This is a genomic window from bacterium (genome assembly GCA_035295165.1).
Taxonomy (GTDB): Bacteria; Sysuimicrobiota; Sysuimicrobiia; order Sysuimicrobiales; family Segetimicrobiaceae; genus JAJPIA01.
Genome location: DATGJN010000073.1, coordinates 1 through 20,943, shown reverse-complemented (window position 1 = coordinate 20,943; position 20,943 = coordinate 1). Strand labels below are relative to the sequence as shown.

The window sequence follows — 20,943 nt, the reverse complement described above, 5'->3', positions numbered from 1 at the left end:
CGCGTCCAAACGCGCCGCGGTGATGTGATAGTGAGGAGGGTATAGGGTATGGAGTTCTGGCGATACTATCGAGTGCTCCGGCGGCGCTGGCCGGTCGTCATGGTCGCGATGGCGGCGGCGCTTGTGGTGGGCTTGCTTGGGACGCGCACCAACACCGACGAGTACGCAGCCAGCGCGACGCTCGCGGTGCCGACGGCGTCGCAGTTCCTGCTCATCGCGAACGTGGGCGGCGGGTCGATGCCGACATCGGACCAACTGCTGCAACTCGCGGCGAATCTCGTCAGGAGCCGAGACGTGGCCAATCGCGTCATCCAACAGCTGCAACTCAACGCGAGCCCGGGTGACCTCACGAACCGGCTAGTGGTGTTCTCGGATGCGACCACCGGCACGATCCACGTCACGGCGAAAGGCCCGACGCCGGCCGCCGCGGTGATGCTCGCGAACTCCGTCGCCGACACGGCGGCGTCGTTCAGCCAGGAAGTGCAGCGCCGCCAGGCGACGCTCGCGCGGGAGTTCATCGAAAAACAGATCGCGGACGCCCAGACGAATCTGCGCGCGGCGGAAGACTCGATGCTCGCCTTCCAGCAGAAAAACGGCACCGTGCTGGCGTCAAGCCAGAACGCCCAACTGGGTGCGCTGCAGGCGGAGGACCAGCAAAACGACTTCGCGCTTCAGGAAGCGAACGCCAGGATCGCCTCGTACACCGCGCAGATGCAGGCGGCGGGTGCGACTTCACCGGCGCAGATCCAGGACAATCCGGTGACGCTCCAGCTCCGATCGGAGCTGACCCAACTGGAAGTCGCCCTGGCCGCCCAGCTCGCTGTCCACACGGACGCCTACCCCGCGGTCGTCGCGCTCAAGGCGCAGATCGACGCCGTCAAGAGCCGGCTCAACGTGGAGCTCCAGAAGATGATGACTACGGGGCAAGGGCAGCATACGCCGATCTACGAAGCGCTCGCGGTGAATCGCGTCGCCGCCGAGACCGACAAGATCGCGCTCGAGGCCCGGAAGCAGGCGATCCAGCAGGCGCTCACCGGAGCAGCGGCGCATCTCCCCGGCGTCGCTCAAACGCAGCTCGATGCATCCCGGCTGAACCGGACGGCCGATATCCTCACCAGCCAAGTCACGGCCCTGCAGGACCAGCTCGCGCAGGCGCGCGTGCGCGAGCAGGAACTGGAGAATCTCGGCAGTCTGACCGTGCTCGACCATGCGAACTCAGCGACGTCGTCCCCGCTCTCGGGCAAACCCTTCAAGCTGACGTTGGCGGGCGTGCTCGGGCTACTCGGCGGGGTAGGCTTGGCGTTCTTCTTGGAGTACGTGGACACTAGCATCAAGACGCCCGAGGTTGCCGAGCGGCTGCTCGGTGTGCCGGCGCTGGCGGCGATCCCACGCCACAACCCGCCGTTCGACGAGGCGTATCGGCTGCTCAGCGTCAATCTGATGGCGCACGACCCCGGCAACGACGGTGGGGAGGTCATCGCGGTGACGAGCCCGCAACCGCACTCGGGCACGTCAACCGTGGTGGCCAACCTGGCCCAGGCGTTCGCGGCGGCGGGGCAGCGAACGGTCGTTGTGGACGCGGCGCTGCGCGACCCCGTGCAACATCTCCTGTTTAACGTGGCCAACGAGAAGGGCGTCGCCGAGGCGCTCGTGGGCACCGCCACGCTTCCCGAGATCCTCACGCCGGTGAAGCCAAACCTGTGGCTGGTGACTAGCGGCACCGAACGCACACCAGATACGGGGATGCAGCTCGGCTCCACGATGATGGCGTCGGTGCTCGCGGATCTTCGGCGACGCGCGGACATCGTGCTGATCGATACGTCCTCTGCGGGCGCGTTCGCGGACGTCTACGCCCTCGCGCCGCTCGCGTCCGGCGCGCTGCTCGTGCTCGATGGAAGCCGGGCGCCGCGCGGGATCGAGGAACAGGTCAAGCTTCAATTCGACCGGCTCGGCACGCCGGTGATCGGTTCGGTCTTGAGCAAGGTCCGACCCGACCTCGTTGACAGCTACTACTATCAGGAGTACTTCTACAGGTCGCGCGCGGTGGCCAAGATCGCGCCGACGGCGGCCGCCACGAGCCTGGGGCTGCTGCTCATCGCAGGCGGGCTCACGATAGGATTGTGGCTGTGGTTCCACTCGGGCGGGAGCGCGGCACGGGCCCTCGCCCAGTCAACGACCAACGCGCCGACCATTACAACGACCACGACCCGGAGGTAGTCGTTCCGTGAATGTTGTCACCGCACCGCACCACGATGCATCGCTCGAATCGAAGATTCACGCGCGAACGGCCCGCGTTGGAGTGATCGGGCTCGGGTACGTCGGCCTGGCGCTCGCCGTCGAAACCGCCGAGATCGGGTTTCCGGTCGTAGGCGTGGAGATCGACGCGACGAAGGCCGCCATGGTGAACGCCGGCGAACCGTACATCGCCGACGTCACCGACGACATGCTGCGGCACGTCGTCGACAGCCACAAGCTGACCGCGACGACGAACTACGGCGAGCTGCGCGGGGTGGACGTCATCATCATTTGCGTGCCGACGCCGCTCACCAAGAGCAAGGAGCCGGATCTGTCCCACGTCATGGCTGCGGCCGAGGCATGCGTGCCCATGCTTCGCCCGGGGATCCTGGTCGTGCTGGAGAGCACGACTTATCCCGGCACGACGGTCGAGGTCGTCCAGCCAATCCTGGAAACCAGCGGGCTGCGGGCGGGAACCGACTTCGCGCTGGCATTCTCGCCGGAGCGGATCGACCCGGGCAACCGCCGCTACAGTCTGCGAACCATCCCGAAAGTGGTCGGCGGTGTCACACCGGCGTCGACGCAGATCGCGCGGTCGTTCTACGAACAGGTCGCGAACACGGTCGTGTCCGTCTCTTCGCCGACCGTGGCCGAGATGGTCAAGGTCTACGAGAACGTGTTCCGGAACGTGAACATCGCGCTGGTGAACGAACTGACGCTGCTCTGCGATCGGATGGGCTTGGATGTCTGGGAGATCATCGAGACGGCGGCGACGAAGCCGTACGGGTTTATGCCGTTCTATCCCGGCCCAGGGGTCGGCGGGCACTGCATCCCCGTGGATCCCTACTACCTGTCGGCGAAAGCCCGGGAGTACGATTTCCACGCCCGGTTCATCGAGCTCGCGGCGACGGTGAACGACAGCATGCCGTACTATGTCGTCTCCCGCACGACGGGGGCGCTCGAAACGATGGGGAAGACGGTGTGCGGCGCCAACATCCTCATCCTCGGCGTGGCGTACAAGAAGGACATTCCGGACGTCCGGATGTCCCCGGCGCTGAAGATCATGGCGCTGCTTGAGAAGCGCGGCGCGTCGGTGACCTACCACGACCCGCACGTGTCGGAGGTGGCGCTGACCAATCCCGGAACGATTCGCTCGGTGCCGCTCACCGACGAGGCCCTCGCGGGCGCGGATTGCGTCATCCTAGCGACCGATCACAGCGATCTCGATTACGAACGGATCGTGGCGCAAGCGTCGCTCGTCGTCGACACCCGGAACCGGCTCCGCGCCTTCCGGGCGCCCCACGTGGTTCGGCTCTGATGACGACGCCTTCGTCCCGGACCCCGGCCGCGGATTCGGCGGCGCGGGTCACGCCCGCCGGGGTGTACCGACCCGAATGAGCGGGCACGCATCGCCCGGCCGGGCACCACTCTACATCGCCCTCGGACTCGGCGCGATCGGCGCGCTCGCCGCGCTCCTGTTACCGGGCGCCCAGGCGCTGCTCGGGATGATCGCCGCGGCGGTGGCCGTGCTGGCGCTGCTCAATACGAGGATCGCCCTGTACCTGATCGTCCCCGCGATGGTGCTGTCGCCGGATCTGCCAATGCACGGGGTGGCGGTGCGCAGCGAGGATCTGATGATGGTGCCGCTCGTGATCGGCTGGCTGGCCCATCTGTGCGTCAGCAAGATGCGGCGCCAGACGCCGTTCGACCGGATTCTGATCGCCTACGCGCTCGTCGGCATCTTGGCGACCGTGTGGGGCAGCCTGTTTGGCACCGTCCATCTGCTCACGGTCAATAAATATGAAAGTTCGCCGCTCCACATGCTCAAGCGGGTCGAGTTCGTCGCGCTGTTCCTCATCGCGGCAGACACGCTGGAGACGCTCTCCGACGTGCGGAAGATGGTGTATGTACTCCTCGGGTCCATGGTCGCGTTGAGCCTGTACTCGCTGTGGCAGTACCATACCAACCAGTCGATCGCGGTCGGGCCCGAAGGCGCACCGTACCACGAGCCGGGGATGGCGTCGATGGTCGCCGTGGCGTTGGCGCTGGGGTTGATGCGCTCGTCCACGCCGACCGGCAGAGTCATCCTTGGCGGGATCATGATGTTCGCCATCGCCACGCTGCCGCTCGCGCTCGGCCGGAACTATATCGTCGCCACGCTGCTCATTCTGCTGTACGTCGGCGTGAAAGAACAACGGTGGCTGCTGTTCGCGGTCCCGGCGATCGCCGCGCTCGCCTTGCTCGTGTATCCGGAGGGTGTCGCCCACCGGATCGTGACGCTGCAGAGCGTGTTGTCACCGGACACCTCGTCCGGTCCAACCTCGACCGCATCCGCATCGGTGTTCTATCGGGCGCAGGCACCAATCTACTACGCCCTCTGGGCGCTCGGAACGTCGCCGCTGCTCGGTCTCGGGATGGGAAGCGTTCCGCTGGGGGCCATCGACAGCGAATACGTGACGCAACTCTTCTATACCGGACTCATCGGACTGGCGATTTTCGTGATCTTCAGCATGACGCTGTTCCGTGTCATTCGGGAGATGAGCCGCGCCGCGACCGATCCGGTATCGGCCGGACTGGTCCAGGGGCTCGGCTTGATCGTCGTCGGCTACGCCTTCTACAGTGTGTTCGCCGCATCGATCTCGGCAACGCACACGGGCAGCCCGTTCTTCGTGGTCGTGGCGGTGATCGGCGTCTTGTATCGCGTGCTCGTGCCGGCGTCGGTCACCGAAACGCCTCGCGAACGCATCGGGAGCCGACGATCGTACGGGGGGGAGCGTCATCCATTGTTGCTCCCCGGACCGGCTCCCGCGAACCCGTGGGGACGACTCAGGGTGCTCCGGCAGACACCGCCGCGGCCGCAGCCTGAGCCATCGCCCCCCCGTACGCGCCGCGAACTCTGGACGCCGTTGCGCAGTCGGCCGGCGCTCACCGCCCCGCGGACTCTCTCCGGACCACACGGCTAGGGCCGGCCATGAGAACAGACGGCTGGGCGCGGTCTGTGGGACGGTACAGACTGCCGGCGAGTTCTTGCAGGTGTCGGAAGCACATGGAAATGCTAACCTTGGGGGGACGTGCGTCATCGTGATTGAGGTCGTCGTCGACGGGGAACGTTCGGATCTCGCGGGATGTCTCCGCGAGTTGTGGGCCTACCGCGAGGTGGTGTGGGCGTTCGCAGAGCGGGACACGCGAGTCAAGTACAAGCAGGCCGTGCTGGGCGTCGCATGGGCGGTCTTGCAACCCTTAGTATTCCTCGGGGTATTCATCGTGGTGTTCGGACGGGTCGCCCACATCAACACCGGGAACGTGCCGTACGGCGCGCTGGCGCTGGCCGCGCTCGTTCCTTGGTTCTTCGTGCAGAGTTCCGTCTCGTTCGGCGCACAGACGCTGCTTCGGGATTCGGCATTGGTTCGTAAGATCTACTTCCCCCGCGAAGCGCCGGTGCTGGGGGCGGTGCTGAGCTCCAGCCTCGACTTCTGCATCGGACTCACCCTGGTGCTGATCCTGGAGCCGTTCCTCGGCGGCCGGCTGTCGTGGTACATGTTCTTAGCGATCCCCCTGTGGGCCATCCTTGCCGTACAAGTCACCGGCGTCGTCATGGCCTTCAGCGCGCTCAATGTTTACTACCGGGACATCCGGTACGTGATCCCCCTGGCCATGCAGTTGTGGATGTACGCGACTCCCGTGGCGTATCCGCTGGAGGTCGTGCAGGGACGATGGCGGACGCTCTATGTCGTCGCAAACCCCGCGACCGGCGTGATCGACGGCTTTCACCGCGTACTGGCCCGGGGGCTTCCCCCGGATCCGCGGCTGCTGGCGCTCAGCACCGTTGAAGCGGTCGCGATCGCGTGCGTGGGATACTGGCTCTTCAAACGCATGGAGCCGGGATTCGCGGATGCGGTGTAAGCCATGAGCTGGGCCGTTCGCTTCGAGGACGTTTCCAAGCGGTACCGCGGCATGCGTGAGTTCCATCTCCGCCACGACCTCGCGCGCCTTCGAGGCGCGCTCGTGGCGAAGCTTCGCCGGAACGCGCCCGCGCCACTGGGTCGTCTGGCCCTGGATCACGTCTCGTTTGAGGTGCCCGAGGGCGAGTCGTTTGCGCTCGTCGGCCCGAACGGCGCCGGCAAGACCACGGCGCTGAAAATGCTTACCCGGATCTCCTTCCCCACCAAAGGCCGCGTTCGCGTCCGCGGCCGCATCGGCGCCCTGATCGAGGTGGGGGCTGGCCTGCATCCCGAGCTCAGCGGTCGTGAGAACATCTGGTTGTACGGCCGCATCATGGGCATGTCCAGCGATCAAATTGCCCGCCGGTTCGATGAGATCGTCGAGTTCGCCGAGCTGTGGGACTCGCTGGACATGTCGGTCAAGATGTACTCCACCGGGATGCAGCTGCGGTTGGGCTTCTCGATCGCGAGCCACCTGGATCCCGAGATCTTCGTCGTGGATGAGGCGCTAGCTGTCGGGGACGCCGGGTTCCAGGCAAAGTGCGTCGAGCGAATGACGCAACTGCTGAGCGACGGAAGGACCCTCTTGTTCGTCTCGCACAATCTCACCACCGTTGAAGCGATCTGCCGACGCGCTGTGTTCTTGCTTGGTGGCAAGGTCGCGGCGATCGGAGATGTACGCGAGGTGTTGCGACAGTACATCGACTGGACGGAACAGATGCAAGTGCAGCGCAAGGCCGGCGGTGCCGAGATTCGCGGGCGCGGCCTGATCGTGGAGCATGTCTCACTCCACGACGGATCGGGCCGGGAGCGCTCTGTATTCGAAACCGGAGAAGCCGTGACCGTTCGTGTCCACCTGAAGGCGGAGCACGACATCCACAGCCCGTGGTTCAGCCTCGGCATCACCGACGGTCGCCCGGGGATGCTGACCGTGTGCTCCATGCTCGAGCGCAACCAAGCGTTCCACCTGTCGCCCGGGCACCACATGGTCAGTTGCCAGATGGGGCCACTCCCCCTGGGACCCCGAACGTATGAGTTGTGGATGACCGTGCGGGAGAGCGTCGGGGCGACCGAACTCGTGGATTGGACGCACGCGAGCACGTTCCGGATCCAGGTACCCCAAGAGGTCGAAGGGATCGCCGGCGTCACGGGACCCTGGCAGTTCGGCGCGATCCGTGTGCCGCACCGATGGAGTCTCGATGAGACACCGGCAGATCGCGCCATGCTTGATGCGCCGGAATTGCAGGCGGCGCCGGGAATCGTGCGACCCTGACGACTTGTCTGCGTCCTCACGGAGGGCCCTGTCCTGGCGTTTGACCCCGGTTTCCCGACGGTCGGCGGATGTCGTGGCGCCAACGGCAGACGGAGATCGATGACCGCGTGCGTCTCAACCGGCCGCGGTAACGAGACAGGCCGCATGAGACGCCCAGCCGCGGGAGCGCCGCGGAAACCGGGCCGGACCGCGCCGGCCCGGGTGCGGTGATGCGCATCTTGATGCTTTCGCCGTTCCTGCCCTCCGCCACGTCGTCCGGCGGGCGGATTCGGAACTTTCACCTGCTCCGGGGGCTCGCATCGCGGCATGACCTCACCCTGCTCACCGCCGTGAATGATGACCGCGAGTATGAGCTGGCCTCCACGTTGCAACCGTACTGCCACAAAGTCGTCCCGGTGATGGTGCCGACCCAACGACGGTCGCTCGGCGCGCACGTAACGGGCATGTTGTCGCCCGCGCCATACTACCGCGTAACGATGCACTCCCCAGCCCTCGAGGAAGCGCTCCATCGGGAAACCGAGCGGCGACGATACGACGCCGTGCAGGTCGAGCTTCTGCAGACGGCGCATCTCGCGACGCACCTCCGGGACGTCGCCAAGGTGGTCGACATGCACAATGTCGAGTCCACGTATTACCGGCGCTTGCTCCAGCACGTCCGTCCGGGTCTGACGAAGTTTCTGTTGCTCACGGACACAGTGAAGTTGCCCAGGTATCAACAGAGGATCCTGCGCGGTTATGACGAGGTCTTGGCGGTGTCCGAGGTTGATGCGCAACAACTGCGGCGGTTGGCGCCGCGGGCGAACATCTCCGTCATCCCAAACGGCGTCGACATCGACGAATTCCGCCCACAGGCGGACGACGAAGACCCCGAGGGTCTGGTCTTCACGGCAACCTTCACGTACCTGCCGAACGTTGACGCCATGCTGTTCTTCTGCCGCAAGGTCCTTCCGCTGATCCAACGCGCGGTCCCCGACGTCCGTCTGTGTATCGTAGGGCAGCACCCCGGCCCGCAAATCAAGCAGCTCGAGACCATCCCCGGAGTGAAGGTGACCGGCTGGGTCCCGGACGTCCGTCCGTACCTCGCCAAGGCGGCCGTCGCGATCGTACCAATCCGCCTGGGCTCGGGAACGCGGCTCAAGGTGCTCGAGGCGATGTCGATGGGCAAGGCGGTCGTGTCCACCGCCCTCGGAGCCGAAGGGCTGCGCGTCAGCGCGGGGCAAGACATCGAGATCGCAGACGACGCCGAGACGTTCGCCGCGACGACGATCGCTCTCCTTCGAGATCCCGCCCGGCGTGCGCGCCTTGGGGAAGCGGCGCGCTCCGCGGCGGTGACCGAATACTCGTGGTCCACCATCACGTCTCGACTGAACGCGGTGTACCAGCGGCTTCAGCTCCGTGATCGAGACTCTGCGGGCTCACGCCGATCCTCGCACGGCCCTTGACGGTTCATCTCGGCGTCCGCGATGAACCGGACGAGCCTCCGACCGGATCGGCAACCCGCATGACGGTGGAGCGTCCGACGAGGCGGATCGGCGAGGCCACGCGCTCGTCGCGACGCGCCCTCATCACGCGGGTCGCGCTCTTCGCGGTCGGTGCGGTGGGCCTGGAGCGCCCCCTTCGCACGGCACGTGTTTGGGCAGCCAGTCCGCCCGGACCGCCGAGGGCGCGGCTCGCTCGAGTCGCTCTCCTTCGTACACCGCACGGATTCGCGGGGCAATGTGCGTTGTTGTCGGTCGGCTCGAAAACCGTGCTGCTGATGGCGAACGAAGAGAGCGCCTACATGAATCAACTCGCGTTTGACGTCTCGAGGCCGGACTCGCCGGCGTTGCTTGCAGAGACGGCTCCGTTCCAGTTCTGTTGGGGCATCAGCGCCGCCGGATCGCTCGCGGCCTTCGTGTCGTCGTTGGGGGCAACGGTCGGGGTGTACAACCCGACCACGCTGGCCCGCGTCTGGCAGCGCTCCCTCCCGGCGCAGACGCATGCGGTGGCCACGGATGGCACGAACGTGTTCTTGGCGCAAGAAGGGACCAGCAACTTCCTCGTGCTCAACGGAAGAAACGGAACGACCCTCGGAGTCGGCGCGCTTCATGGCGGAACGTTCGAAAAAGTCTACGCGACCGTCCATGCCGCCGGCCATGTGTACGTCGGCGACTCGCGTCTCGGTGTGATCGCGTTCGATGTCGCGGATCCGTCGTCTCCGTCCTATGTCACGAGGTTCGGACCGGGAACGAGCAACATCGCCGCGAACAAGACCCGTGTGTGGATGTGCGACGGACCGGCGCTGCGCTGCTGGGACGTGAGCACTCCAGCGACACCCCGTCAACACGGTGTATACACAGCGGCACCGAGCCACGCCACCGGCGGGGACGGTCCGGTCACGTTCGGCAGCCCGACGGTGAACACCGCCGGGACGAGGCTGTATGTCACGTTTCAAGACGGCCCGGCCAGCGCTGGCGGCCATGTCAGCGGGTTCTATGTATTCGATGTCTCCGATAGCACGCCGCGGCCCTTGCGCCGCGTTGCCCACCAGTTCACGAATGGCAGATATGTGGATCCGGGAGCCATCGCCGTCGATGCAACCGCCGGGGTGCTTGCACTGACCAGCTACTATTACGGCGTCGAGATCTGGCGCCGCAGCACGGACGACGGATGGAGCCTCGCCAGCGCAGTGCCAACAACCGGGGAGTGCCGAGACGTCTATGTGGACACCGCAGGCAACCAAACGGTGTTGGGCCGGTGGGTGGTCACCAGCAGATCTGCGGCCGGCGCGGTCTCACACTACAACGAGATCGGGAGCCTATTCGAAGGGTGGCGTCCGTACGCGCGCGGGGCGATCCTGGTCATCGACAACAACACGGGCAGCGGATTCCCGCGCGCGTACGCGGTGTCGGATGGCCAACTATCAAGGCTCGGCGAGGTCCGTCTCGGCGGAGGGGGTGTGACCGACGCCGCGTACGACGGGGCGGAGCATCTATACGTGTGTAGCGACGGGGGGTTCGTTGCCGGACGCATTGTGCCATCGGACCCACTAAGCGTGACGCAGGTCGGTGCGCTCCCGGTCCGCCCGCGCTGGGTGATGTTGAACGGGAAGACCCAAGCGTGGGTCGCTGGTCCAAAGTTCGGCGTGGCGTGCGTCGACGTCCGCGATCCATCGTCGATGGTGGTGGTGTTCCACGACGCCGACTTGTTCAAGGACAATGGCATCTGCGGTCTCTGCGTCATCGCCGGCCGCGTCTACGCCGCGTGTGGAAGCAGCGGCGTCCGTATCTACGACCCGCGGCTCCTGAGGAGAACGGGCGCCATCATCGCGGATCCCTATTCGGGCAGGATCTTTCCTACCTGGGTGGAGCCGTACACCAGCCCCGCGACGCAAAAGCCGTACCTGTGCGTCTGTCACTACGGAGATGGGGTGTCGTACAATCCCCCCGAGGGGCTCCGGATCTACGGCTTGACCAATCCCGATGCACCGGAACTCGTCGACCACTACCCGATCTCCGACGATCCCAACTTCCGCTGCCGGGTCGCGAACGGGCGTCTCTACCGCTGCGCGTTGTGGGGCGTCGAAGAGCTGGCGCTCACCGGTCTTTAGCGTGACCGACGCACGCGGCGCGCCTCCTGCCGCGGTGGTTCTGCTGGCGTCCGCCGTGACGTCGCTTGTTCGGTGTTGACCGATCCTCGGTTCGGTCGGGCCCTCGCCGTCACCGCGTCCCTAACGGATCTGCGGGCATGTGCCCGTCGCCGCCCACCGGGACACCGCCCAGCGCAGAGCCTGTCCCGCTACGGTCACACCAGCACACGGCACGCACGGCAGCGGGACCCGAAATTCGTGTCATCTCGCGCATGATCGACGTGTGTCTCCTCCTCTCCGATCGTGAATGAACGAAGACACTCGCCTCTCCGTTGATTACCTGCATCGTCCGAGAAATCCGTCGCGAACCCACCGCCCCAGTGGTATCCTCATTTGAGGCAGGCGGCGCGGCAGGTCATGACACCGCTCGCAGTAAGATCCTGCGGGACAAGAAAGGAGCCGACTGGAGTCTGTGCGCATCGCTTCCGTTCTGGACCGGACACGTCGTCGATGGCCCTGTGCGTCCATCACAGGTCAGGACGGAGTGAGGGAAGCGAAGCAAGGATCGGTCTGCACCCGTCCGGTGGCGAAAGGTCTCCCGTGTCCATTTTCCGTCTGACGGTCGCCCTCATTTGCTTCGCCGCGCTTGCCGTTGGGTCAACGCTTGCCGTCGCCTCAGACGTCGATCGGGCCATCACGATATGGCTGCACAGCGCGATACCGAGCGTGGATGTCGGGCGCGCTGCGGCGACGCTTGTATTCTTTGGAAACGCGGCGACGATCATCCCGTTGGTGGCAGCGATCGGCCTCGCCCTGTTGGTCCTGGGTGATGAGCGACACGCGTCCGCGATGCTGGCCCTGGCGGTAGGCATGGTCGGGGCGAGTCTCGTGGTCGGTTTCTTCGGACACGTAATCGTTCATCCCGGTCCGCCTAACGCCTTGAGGCTTCTGCAGTTCCGGCGGCCGGCAGACGACTTGCGGGTATCGGCGGCTTCGATCGCCAACGCCGCGGTGCTCGTGGCGGTGGCAGTGACGGTCATGTTGCTGCTCGTCGTCGTGCGGGACAGGCGGCGCCGACCGACATCGTTGTGGCCGGCCGCCGCCGTGATCGCCATTGGAGCGACTGTGGTGCTGCTCAAGCACTTCGCCATCGGCGTGCCGCGGGCGCTGATTGCCATGATGAGGGACTATGCGGCCTACGGATACCCGTCGGGCCACGTCACAAGGATGACGCTCCTCGCGGGCACGGCGCTGCGTCGGACCCCGGCCGTCGGCGCGATCCTCGTGACGGCCATGATGGTATCGCTCGTCGACCTCGGCGATCATTGGACCTCCGAGGTGTTCGGGGGGCTTTGCTTAGGCTGGGCGTGTGTCGAAGTTTCGCGGGGAGTCTGGCAACGGATCGCCGAGATTCGGTGGCTGCGCAGGCCCTGACGGGAGGTCCGCCCCCGACACGGTCACGGTACCACTACCGATGGCCGCGTGTGTTGAAGCGAGATTCTGCGCCAGTTCAGGATGCGGGGTCGGCTCTTCTCTTGACAGTGATCCGCGGACGATCACATGGGTTTTCCCATTCTGTAGCCAGCGTCGCCAACCTCACCATCGCCTCTGCCCGGCGCGGATGGCGGCCCGCACCGCGCTCCGCAAGCCGGATTCTCTCGCCGTCGCGACAAAACTGCGCCAGAGCCACGACACCATCCGTCTATCGGAGTCGCGGGCCCATGCGACAATCGCCCGGCTCAGATAGAAGGCTTGGGCGAGACCGCGAGCCGGCTTCGGATATCTGTCTTCCAGGAACTGGCCGGTGGTGTAGAGCAGGAGACTGCGCAACTCGGGGCCCGTCGCGTCAAGATAGGGTCGCAAGATCCGAAGATGGGCTTCACGCTGCCTCCCGCTGCCCGTGATCGTCCTACGATGCGCACGGTACCAGAAGAGCGCCTCCGGCACGACCTCAAGCTTCGTGCCCGCGAGCGCCGCCCGGGCGAAGAATTCCCAGTCCACTCCTGGTACGCCATAGTCCTCGGAAAACCCGCCCACGCGAAGACACGCGTCGCGCAGGACCAGCGCATTCGCGTCGCCAAATCCACAATGAAACACTCCAAAGGCAAGTGCTGCGCCGAGTGCGACGTTCCGCTTGGACGGTCGGGTGGTCGCGTCCGGGGCATCTTCCCCCGAGAAGACGTCCGCAAAACACGTCAAAATTTGCGCGCCTGTCCGCTCCGCCACGGTGACGAACGTGGCGATTTCGCCCGGCTTCGCATAGTTGTCATCGTCCATAAAGAGAAGATACTTCCCTCGGCTGTGTTTGACGGCCGTGTTGCGGGCTGCGCCTAAGAATCGATTCTCCTGTCTGATAAGGGGCCAGCCTCGCGCGGCAAACTCTGACTCAAGCTGCCGCACGTAATCGACCGCGTCGGCGTCCGTGCTCCCGTCGTCGACGAGAACTACTTCCACGTTAGGATATTCCTGAGCCCGAATCGATGCCAAGGCCTGCGCGAGATATCTCGGGCGATTGTGGTGGGTCAGGCAGACCGTCACGAGCGGAGAAGACGGCTGCGGGGACGCGGCGGCGCCCCCACCCTCCAACGGTGGACGCAGGAGTTCATGCCACTTCGTCCAGGCGTGTGCGTTCGTGTCCACGCTTACTCCTGGACGCACCGACCGCATGCCTGCGACAGCCACCTGCGCCAATCGGTCGGCGAGGTGCCCAGGCAGCGGATCGAAGCAGGCACGCGGGCGATCCACCTCGCTCACGAGTTCGGGAATCCCGGCCACCGCGGGGACCAGGAGCGGGGTGCCGGTCGCCAGGAAGTCAGACAGGTGACACGGGATGCCACACGCGGATGGGCCCATGACCGCGATTTGCCCATCTGCCACCAGATACGCTCCAACGTCCGCCCACGTCCGGCAGGCGCGTGTGCGTACGGACCACTTCCAGCGTTTGGCGCGACGCGCGACATTCCGGAGCATGTCCTCCTTTTGCGAACCCGCGGTGTTGATGAGGAACATGACGGTCACGTCCGGGCGGGACAGTTGACCGATTCGGTCGAGCGCGTCGCAAAAGAGCGCGAGGTCGGTCTCCCAGGAGATCGCGAAGACGATTTCACGGGGCGGTCGCGGCGCATCCTCGGGTCGGCCGTTGGGGGTCGCGGTACCCGCACCGGTCGCGACGTACGTGTGATCGGGCAAGCGCCAACCGGAACGGTCCAACCAGGACAGCAAATACTGGCTTGAGGCTACGACAGCTTGCGCCAGCGAGAGGCTCTGACGCTCCATAAAATCCGCGATTATCGGTTCGACACCCCCGAGCGGGAGGAAACCGCCGGCTTGCGCCCACAGCGTGGGCCCGTAAGCGTCGATGACGAACGCTGTGTTACCAAACGCAAGCCCCTGATGTTTGGCTAGGACACTGTAGTAGGCGTAGCCGCCCCGGTCCGCGAAATGGACCGTGTCGAATTGCTGACCGCGCAGCCACAGAAAGATGCGATAGGAAAGGCCGTTATTCGCATACGCCCCGACCGCGAAAGCCGTATCCGCGGGCAGGAGAACGACTTGGATCCCCCGACTCTTCCCGCGCTGCATGCGTTCGGCGAATGCGCCGGAGTCCGTCCCGTCCGCGGTAGGCAGGAGCAGGGTCACGAGATGTCCGGCGCCGGCCAAATGATCCGCCAGTGTCGTGATCCCGAGTACGGCGTCCTCGGCGAATCCTTGCCCGTCGTCGACCGGCGCGACGAGACATACCTTGAGCGGGGCGCGCGGGCTCGCGTCTCGGTCCTGCGCAGGCGGCGCCTCGCTGCGGGACTGACCGATCACGTCCACAAGATGGGGAAACTCGCGCACGACTCCGCTCCTATCGCCTTGCCAGCAATGGTGTTGCCAGTTGCTCCCACCGGCTTCCAGAGTCCGCGTGAGACCCAGGCAACCCGTGTTCGGACTCCGTTCGTCTCTCGCTGGGTTCTTTCCGCCGAGATTCCGTCAGAGCGAACCGGTCCGGCCGGCCGCACATCTCTGGCCAAGGACGCGCTGCAACGGCGACCGAATCCCCGGACCGTCTTCCCGCGTCCTGCCGGTACATGCGGCGGCTATACTCTCGGCTACCCGACCGATGGCAGATTCCAGATACGCTGAACGGCATCTTCCCATGCCGACTTGAGCGATTCGGCCCGTCGCCTCCCGCTTGCTCCCAATTGTCGCGCCACCTCCCGTTGGACGAGCAGTCGGACCAGCGCATCGGTCACGTCGTTGACGTCGACCGGATCCACGAGGAGCCCGGTCACCCCGTCGGCCACGGCATTCGCAATCCCGCCGCTGCGGCCTCCGACCACCGGTTTCCCGCAGGCGCCGGCTTCAAGAAACACAATGCCAAACCCCTCGACGCCGTCGCGAGTGTTGAGCGCACGGCTTGGCATGGCGAACACATCACACGCCGCGTAGAGGAGCGGTAGCTGGTCCTCGGCCACGTAGCCAGCAAACACAACGTCCCCCTCGCACCCGACGTCAACGGCGAGTTTGCGCAGCTTCTCCTCCTGAGGCCCGGTCCCCGCGATCACGTACACTGTTGGACCGGCACGCTCCTGCACGCTGCGGAGCGCCCGGATGATCATGTCGTGCCCTTTTCGCTCCACGAGGCGTCCCACCGTGAGGATAGTCCGCTTCCCATCAAGATGGTACTTGACTCGCGTCTCCTGCACGTCCAGGTCCGGGCGGAACCGATCAGTCTCGACGCTCATGGTCAGCAGTTCAACATGGGAATTGCTCATGCCTAAGGCCTCGAAGTGCCGCCGTGTGAACGTGCTGTTGACCACCATGAGGCACGCCTCACGAACGATCGCCCGTGCGACAGTCCGAACGAGCCGAAAGCGCATGTAAGGCGCCATCTCTCCGCCATGCAAATAGAGAACGTACGGCGTCCCGAGCCAGCGCTTGAGCGCGATCCCGATCAGTCCCAAGTGCAGATGCGCAATGTGAATGACCTGCGCCCGCTCGCGGCGCGCGATGCGCGCGGCATAGATCACGAGAAGGGCGATTTGCAGCAATCGGCCCAGAGGGTGAGTGCCGCGGGGAACGCGTCGGCGGACGATTCGATAGCGCTGCCGAACATCAAAACGGTGAGCCTCGGGCACCTGCGGGGTAAGTACCACCACGCGATCCGGTGGCACGGCGGTGCACACGCGTTCGTACCATCTCGCCAGCCCCCCAATAACGGGCGGAAAGTCATCGGTAATCAACAGGACTTTTCTCATGCTCACAGCCTCTCGGTCCCTCAGCGATCCCGTGTCGTTGCGCGCACACTCTGCAGCGGGTCGACAATCACCGCGTAACCCGAACCATACCACAGGGCTTCACCACGACATGGGCCGCCCTGATCACTTGCATTCCCCTATCCTCTCCGAAGGACGACATCCAGTCTGCGCCGTCCGGCGTCAAGGTATAACCCCTCACAACCGTCTCGCGATTCCGCAACGCGCGCGCAACCGCCATGCGGCAGCACAGCAGCGGCGGACTGCCAAATGCGGCTCAACACGTCCGATGCAACGGATCGTTGCCGCATGACACAGCCGAGCGGGAGTGGCGGAGCGAGTCGTTGTCATTCGCGCTCTCCCGACTCGTGCTCCAGTGCGCGGATCTTCCCCTGTGCCGTCCGGGGAAGTCGCGGCGTGGCTTCGACGGTAATGGGATAGCCGAGCTGACGCGCCGCGTCCTCCACATCATTCACCTCGATCCGACCAATGTCGCCGAGCTCAATCTGAAGGACCAGGGCGGACGGATGACGCTGGATGAGCCGCGCGCTCGCGAGATGCTCCGATCCCTTGACCAAGGCCAGAAGTCGATCGATGACCACTTGCGCAGGCACTCGTTCGCCCCTCAACGAAAGCTGATCGTCGACCCGTCCAAGGACGCGAATCGTGGGGAGCCCCCGGCCGCAAGGACAGGGGTCCGTGCCGAGCGCAGCCAGGTCGCCCACTTCGTAGCGAATCAAGGGGACCAGCGGGTTCCGTAACCCCGTGACCAGCACCGTGCCGGGACGGTCGGAGGCCTCTGCTGCGCCGATTGCTTCGACGAGCACGCTTTCAGCCGCGACGTGGAGCCTCCCTTCCGGACATTGGAATGCGATCGAGCCGACCTCACTGCACCCATACTCCTCAACGACCGGGCTCCCAAACGCGCGCTCGATCAGCTTCCGCTGGAATCCGTACAAATGCTCCCCAGAGGTCACGATCAGGCGAGGCCCGCGCCCTCGCGCCGAGCGTCGACGGACCAGGTGCTGCGCGAGGCGCGCCAGCGCCGAAGGATACCCGTAGATGAACGCGGGTCGAAACGCCTCGATCCGCGTCAGTGCCGCGTCCGCGCGTTGATCGAAGGCATCATCGACTGGCCACGTCAGCCAGTTGAGGGCCCGGTCCTTCACCAGCCTTGCAAGCGCCTGGATCCGACCTAGCCTGCCGGAGGAAAGCAAGACGGCGCCTCGATCCCCGACGTCCACCCCCCACCACTGGAGCCCCCGCCATTGTCCGGCCATATACCAACAGTAGGCACTGCGGTCAAGCGGGATTCTGAGAGGGGCCCCCGTCGAGCCTCCCGTCGTGCGCCAGGCATAGGCCCGGGCTGACAGTTGACCGTCGAGAGACGAACTAATCTCCGATCGGTGTAGCGGAGGAACGAGCGACCATTCGAAGGACGTGTCGATGATGTCGCCGCCAAGCCCGGACGTTTCCAACTTCCTGCGGTAGAACCCGAACTGAGAATAGGCATTTCGGAGAATCTGGCGAGCCCGGCTCACCTGCCGGTCGTGAATCTCGAGAGGGGCCAACCATTGCTCCGCCTGAAGGATGGGGAGAACGATCTGAAGCTGCCCGCCCAAAAGGAGCCCTCTCAGCATGTTCCGCGCAGACACCGTCACCACACAGGACCCCTACACTCCACCATATACGTCAAGTATAGAGCATGTCTTGCGGGAGGAACGAGCGGCGCCCGTTCCGGGCCCTCGCGGCATGCGGCGCCCGAGGGGAACGGGCGGGACCGGCCGACGCTCAAGCGTGCCCACGATGGTGAGCCATCCCAGGGAGGCGAAGTCGTCTCGACCCATCCCGACGACCTTGGGCGCTTCCCGCACAGCACGATCGCCCTCGAGACACCGGGGGCAGCATCCGCATCGCAGGCAGGCATCGCGTTGTCCGGACCCCTAAGGAGGTCGAACAGCGTCTGCGGCCATCAACCCGTCGGGCTCGCCTGCTGTGCTATGGATACCCTGCGATCGCGAGTTTCTCGACTCCCCACAGGGGACACCGATAAATGGCCCCGTTCAGGTACCGTGCGCGAAAATTAGGGGAGCTGTCGTCCGGGGCGCGTGCAAAGAGGGTCGGGGAATCCGGGTTCCGTCGAAGATCGAAGAGATACACGCCCTCATTGTCAAAGCGCTGTATGCCATCTCCGTAGTGGGAGAGCACCAGGAGGTCGTCGTTGACCTTGTCCAGGAAGGTCGCGAAATACCCGGGGATCGAACCACTCGCGGCCATCGTTGCCGGGTTGTAGATCCGGACGCTCGCGCTGCCGCATCCGACGTAGATGCGGTTTCGAGCGGCAACGACGGCACAGTGGCCACCGTTGGTGGCGTATGAGAAGCTATCTTGACGCAGGAGCCTCGGGGACTGTGGCGTGCTAACGTCCACTGCCACCACGCCGCATTTGTCCCCAGTTCCCCACAACACCGATCCGTGCAATCCAATCGCCCGTACGACGGCGGATGTGTTGCCAGCCGCACCGGGAATGGCAAGAGCGCCGATCTGGGTCAAGCGATACCCATCTGCGGCGGAGCCAACCGAATACACGACGACCCCGGTCGTCCCGCCCTGATAGAGGTACGTGCCATCAAACGCCAGGGCCCAACTGTGTTCGTCGTCCCAGAAGAACGACTTTCTCGCGATCGTGCCCCCCGAGAGCGCCCATCCGGTGATACCTTGATTGCCAGCCCACCCTCCCGGGCACAACACGAGGCCGTCCTTGAACCGGATCCAGCCTCCTTCGTGATAGGGCCCGTCGTAGTACGTTGTCAGTCGGTTCCCGCTTGGATCGTAGGCGCCGATCAGGTAATCCCCAAACGAATAGATATAGCCTTGGGCATCGACATAGACGTCCCGGGATTCACCAGCCGTCTGCACGACACTCAGCGGAACGATGTTGTCGCCGGCCACCGCATGCAACCGGACCCCGAACCAGAAGTACGTGACCGCCACAACATCCTTTGACGAAACGGCCAATGCCGTAGGAACGGCGCTCTGGGCAGGGAGCTTCCACTCGTTCGTCTGCAGGAGCCCCGGGGTACTCCCACTCGAGTCAAACGCCGCAAGGCCGGCCGACGTCCCGGCGCTTGTTGAATGCCCGTCGACGCTCGCGGCCTGGTACAGTGCGTAGAGACGCGTGCCCGCACGGTTTGCGCTCACCTGGCCGTAGCTGGTGACCACACGCGCCCCAGCCGTGCTGTGCGTGCCCATCAGCTTGGGTGAGGCCGGTGCCGAAATGTCCCAGCAGTGTATCTCGCTCGATTCGCTCACCCACAGCTTCGTCCCGGCGGTAGCCAGATTCCCGAGGGATGGAATCGTTCCGCGCAGCGCCGGGGCGGTCGGATTGGAAACATCGAACAGGAAGACACGATTGACGCCGGCGACCGCAACGGCGAGGGTCTTCACGCGCTCGTTGAAAACGGTGCTATAGATCGTCTGCGCCCTTCCACCATTTGACCAGTCGGTCTGGTCCAGGGTGATGCCACCGCGTTGGTCTCCACGCGCATCAAGCACAACTACACGGCCGGGGTTGGACTCCAGCGGCACGTAGACGTACTTGCCGTCTGTGGCGATCGCATGGCCGCGCGACGGCATGCGTTGGGTCCAGGCGATCTTCCATGTCGACGGATCGACCCGGCTCACCGTCGTGTTGCCGAGCGAGGTCGAAAAGACGAGCAACCCATCCTTCTGCGCGACTGCCCAAGCCTGGGTGGTCGGACCGCCAAGCCCACCGGTAATCGACGGACGGCTCGGGACCTTTGCGTCTATCCGAATGGCAGCGGTCGAGTCAGACTCTTCATTGGCGACATAAAGCGCCGTCCCGTCATCACTCCACGCGAGATTGGCAGCCATTCCCTGCCCGGTGATGAAGCTCTGTTGAAGCGTGAGCTTTCCTGCGCCCGACGCGCTCTTCGGGGCGACCGAAGCGAGCACGCCCGACGCGATGTGCCGCGGATCTACACCGGAGATAGGTTTGCATGCTACGCTGGCTGCTCCGACGCCAACGGCGCCCGCGAGCGTGGCTCCGAGGCGCAGAAGAACCCTCCGACTGAATGCGACTCCGCGAACGGTCCCTATCGGCAATTTATGCATCGTCCCTCACTGCGTGCCGACTCTCCTTTTGCAGGGTTTTGAACGGAGAAGCGCCACGCCTCCACCCTGCGGGCGTTGGCGCGATATCTGCCCGCGCTCCGACCTCGACAGTGCCGCACACCGATAGCCGGATCGGGTGAATCGACGTTGCACGGTCGAAGAAGTCACAGAACCGAAAACGGGACATCGGAGTGAATCGAGCATGCATGTGCGCGCGGTCGATCCCTGGATCTCGTCAAAGAACCCAAACACGCAGGCGCCGCCTCGCTCAGGTCAACGTACGGTGGATTCGAACAACGTCGATGCCTCGGGCACAACGTTCATTTGTGCTGTCGAGCAGACGACTGCACACGCAACCATGCTGGATTATATCACAGAAGGTCGGCAGACATGATCCCGCCTTCTCCGGATTGTAGTAGTTCAGCAATAATGTCACCCCCTAACAGTTCCGTGACTATGTCACCCTGGGACTATGACCAGGGAGACGATCATGTTGAGTCAGAAGGATCAACAGCGCGTGCAGGTCCTGACACAGGTCCATCGGGGCACGGT

The 20,943-nt window shown here is 64.9% G+C and carries 12 protein-coding genes; 8 read left to right on the top strand and 4 right to left on the bottom strand.

The genetic code is table 11. The features are described 5' to 3' along the window. The first annotated feature begins 48 nt into the window (after positions 1-48). The 8 genes from VKZ50_11475 (at position 49) to VKZ50_11440 (ending at position 12,451) form a co-directional block, all read left to right on the top strand. The gene (locus VKZ50_11475) at positions 49-2,217 is read left to right on the top strand and encodes a Wzz/FepE/Etk N-terminal domain-containing protein (protein ID HLJ60339.1); all 2,169 of its coding nucleotides are present in this window, start codon (positions 49-51) and stop codon (positions 2,215-2,217) included. A 7-nt stretch (positions 2,218-2,224) separates the two neighbouring features. After that, the gene (locus tag VKZ50_11470; GenBank protein HLJ60338.1) at positions 2,225-3,553 is read left to right on the top strand and encodes a nucleotide sugar dehydrogenase; all 1,329 of its coding nucleotides are present in this window, start codon (positions 2,225-2,227) and stop codon (positions 3,551-3,553) included. A gap of 76 nt (positions 3,554-3,629) precedes the next feature. After that, entirely contained in the window at positions 3,630-5,198 is a 1,569-nt protein-coding gene (locus VKZ50_11465) for a hypothetical protein (protein ID HLJ60337.1), read from the top strand. A gap of 118 nt (positions 5,199-5,316) precedes the next feature. Continuing rightward, positions 5,317-6,138: an ABC transporter permease gene (locus VKZ50_11460; GenBank protein HLJ60336.1), complete on the top strand. Its 822-nt coding sequence runs from the start codon at positions 5,317-5,319 to the stop codon at positions 6,136-6,138. A 3-nt stretch (positions 6,139-6,141) separates the two neighbouring features. Continuing rightward, the gene (locus VKZ50_11455; GenBank protein ID HLJ60335.1) at positions 6,142-7,449 is read left to right on the top strand and encodes an ABC transporter ATP-binding protein; all 1,308 of its coding nucleotides are present in this window, start codon (positions 6,142-6,144) and stop codon (positions 7,447-7,449) included. A 209-nt stretch (positions 7,450-7,658) separates the two neighbouring features. Then, on the top strand, positions 7,659-8,891 hold the full coding sequence (locus VKZ50_11450) for a glycosyltransferase (protein HLJ60334.1): 1,233 nt from the start codon (positions 7,659-7,661) through the stop codon (positions 8,889-8,891). Positions 8,892-9,172: 281 nt separating this feature from the next. After that, complete coding sequence (locus VKZ50_11445) at positions 9,173-11,038, top strand: hypothetical protein (GenBank protein ID HLJ60333.1); 1,866 nt, start codon at positions 9,173-9,175, stop codon at positions 11,036-11,038. Positions 11,039-11,617: 579 nt separating this feature from the next. Next, a complete protein-coding gene (locus VKZ50_11440; protein ID HLJ60332.1) occupies positions 11,618-12,451 on the top strand; it encodes a hypothetical protein in 834 nt (277 codons plus the stop codon). A 162-nt stretch (positions 12,452-12,613) separates the two neighbouring features. On the opposite strand, the gene VKZ50_11435 is transcribed toward VKZ50_11440, so the two are convergent. The 4 genes from VKZ50_11435 to VKZ50_11420 form a co-directional block, all read right to left on the bottom strand. Then, on the bottom strand, positions 12,614-14,857 hold the full coding sequence (locus VKZ50_11435) for a glycosyltransferase (GenBank protein HLJ60331.1): 2,244 nt from the start codon (positions 14,855-14,857) through the stop codon (positions 12,614-12,616). Between the two features lie 254 nt (positions 14,858-15,111). Continuing rightward, the gene (locus tag VKZ50_11430) at positions 15,112-16,260 is read right to left on the bottom strand and encodes a glycosyltransferase family 4 protein (GenBank protein ID HLJ60330.1); all 1,149 of its coding nucleotides are present in this window, start codon (positions 16,258-16,260) and stop codon (positions 15,112-15,114) included. Between the two features lie 344 nt (positions 16,261-16,604). Beyond that, complete coding sequence (locus VKZ50_11425; protein ID HLJ60329.1) at positions 16,605-17,426, bottom strand: hypothetical protein; 822 nt, start codon at positions 17,424-17,426, stop codon at positions 16,605-16,607. A gap of 829 nt (positions 17,427-18,255) precedes the next feature. Next, complete coding sequence (locus tag VKZ50_11420; protein ID HLJ60328.1) at positions 18,256-19,977, bottom strand: hypothetical protein; 1,722 nt, start codon at positions 19,975-19,977, stop codon at positions 18,256-18,258. Between the last annotated feature and the right edge of the window lie 966 nt (positions 19,978-20,943).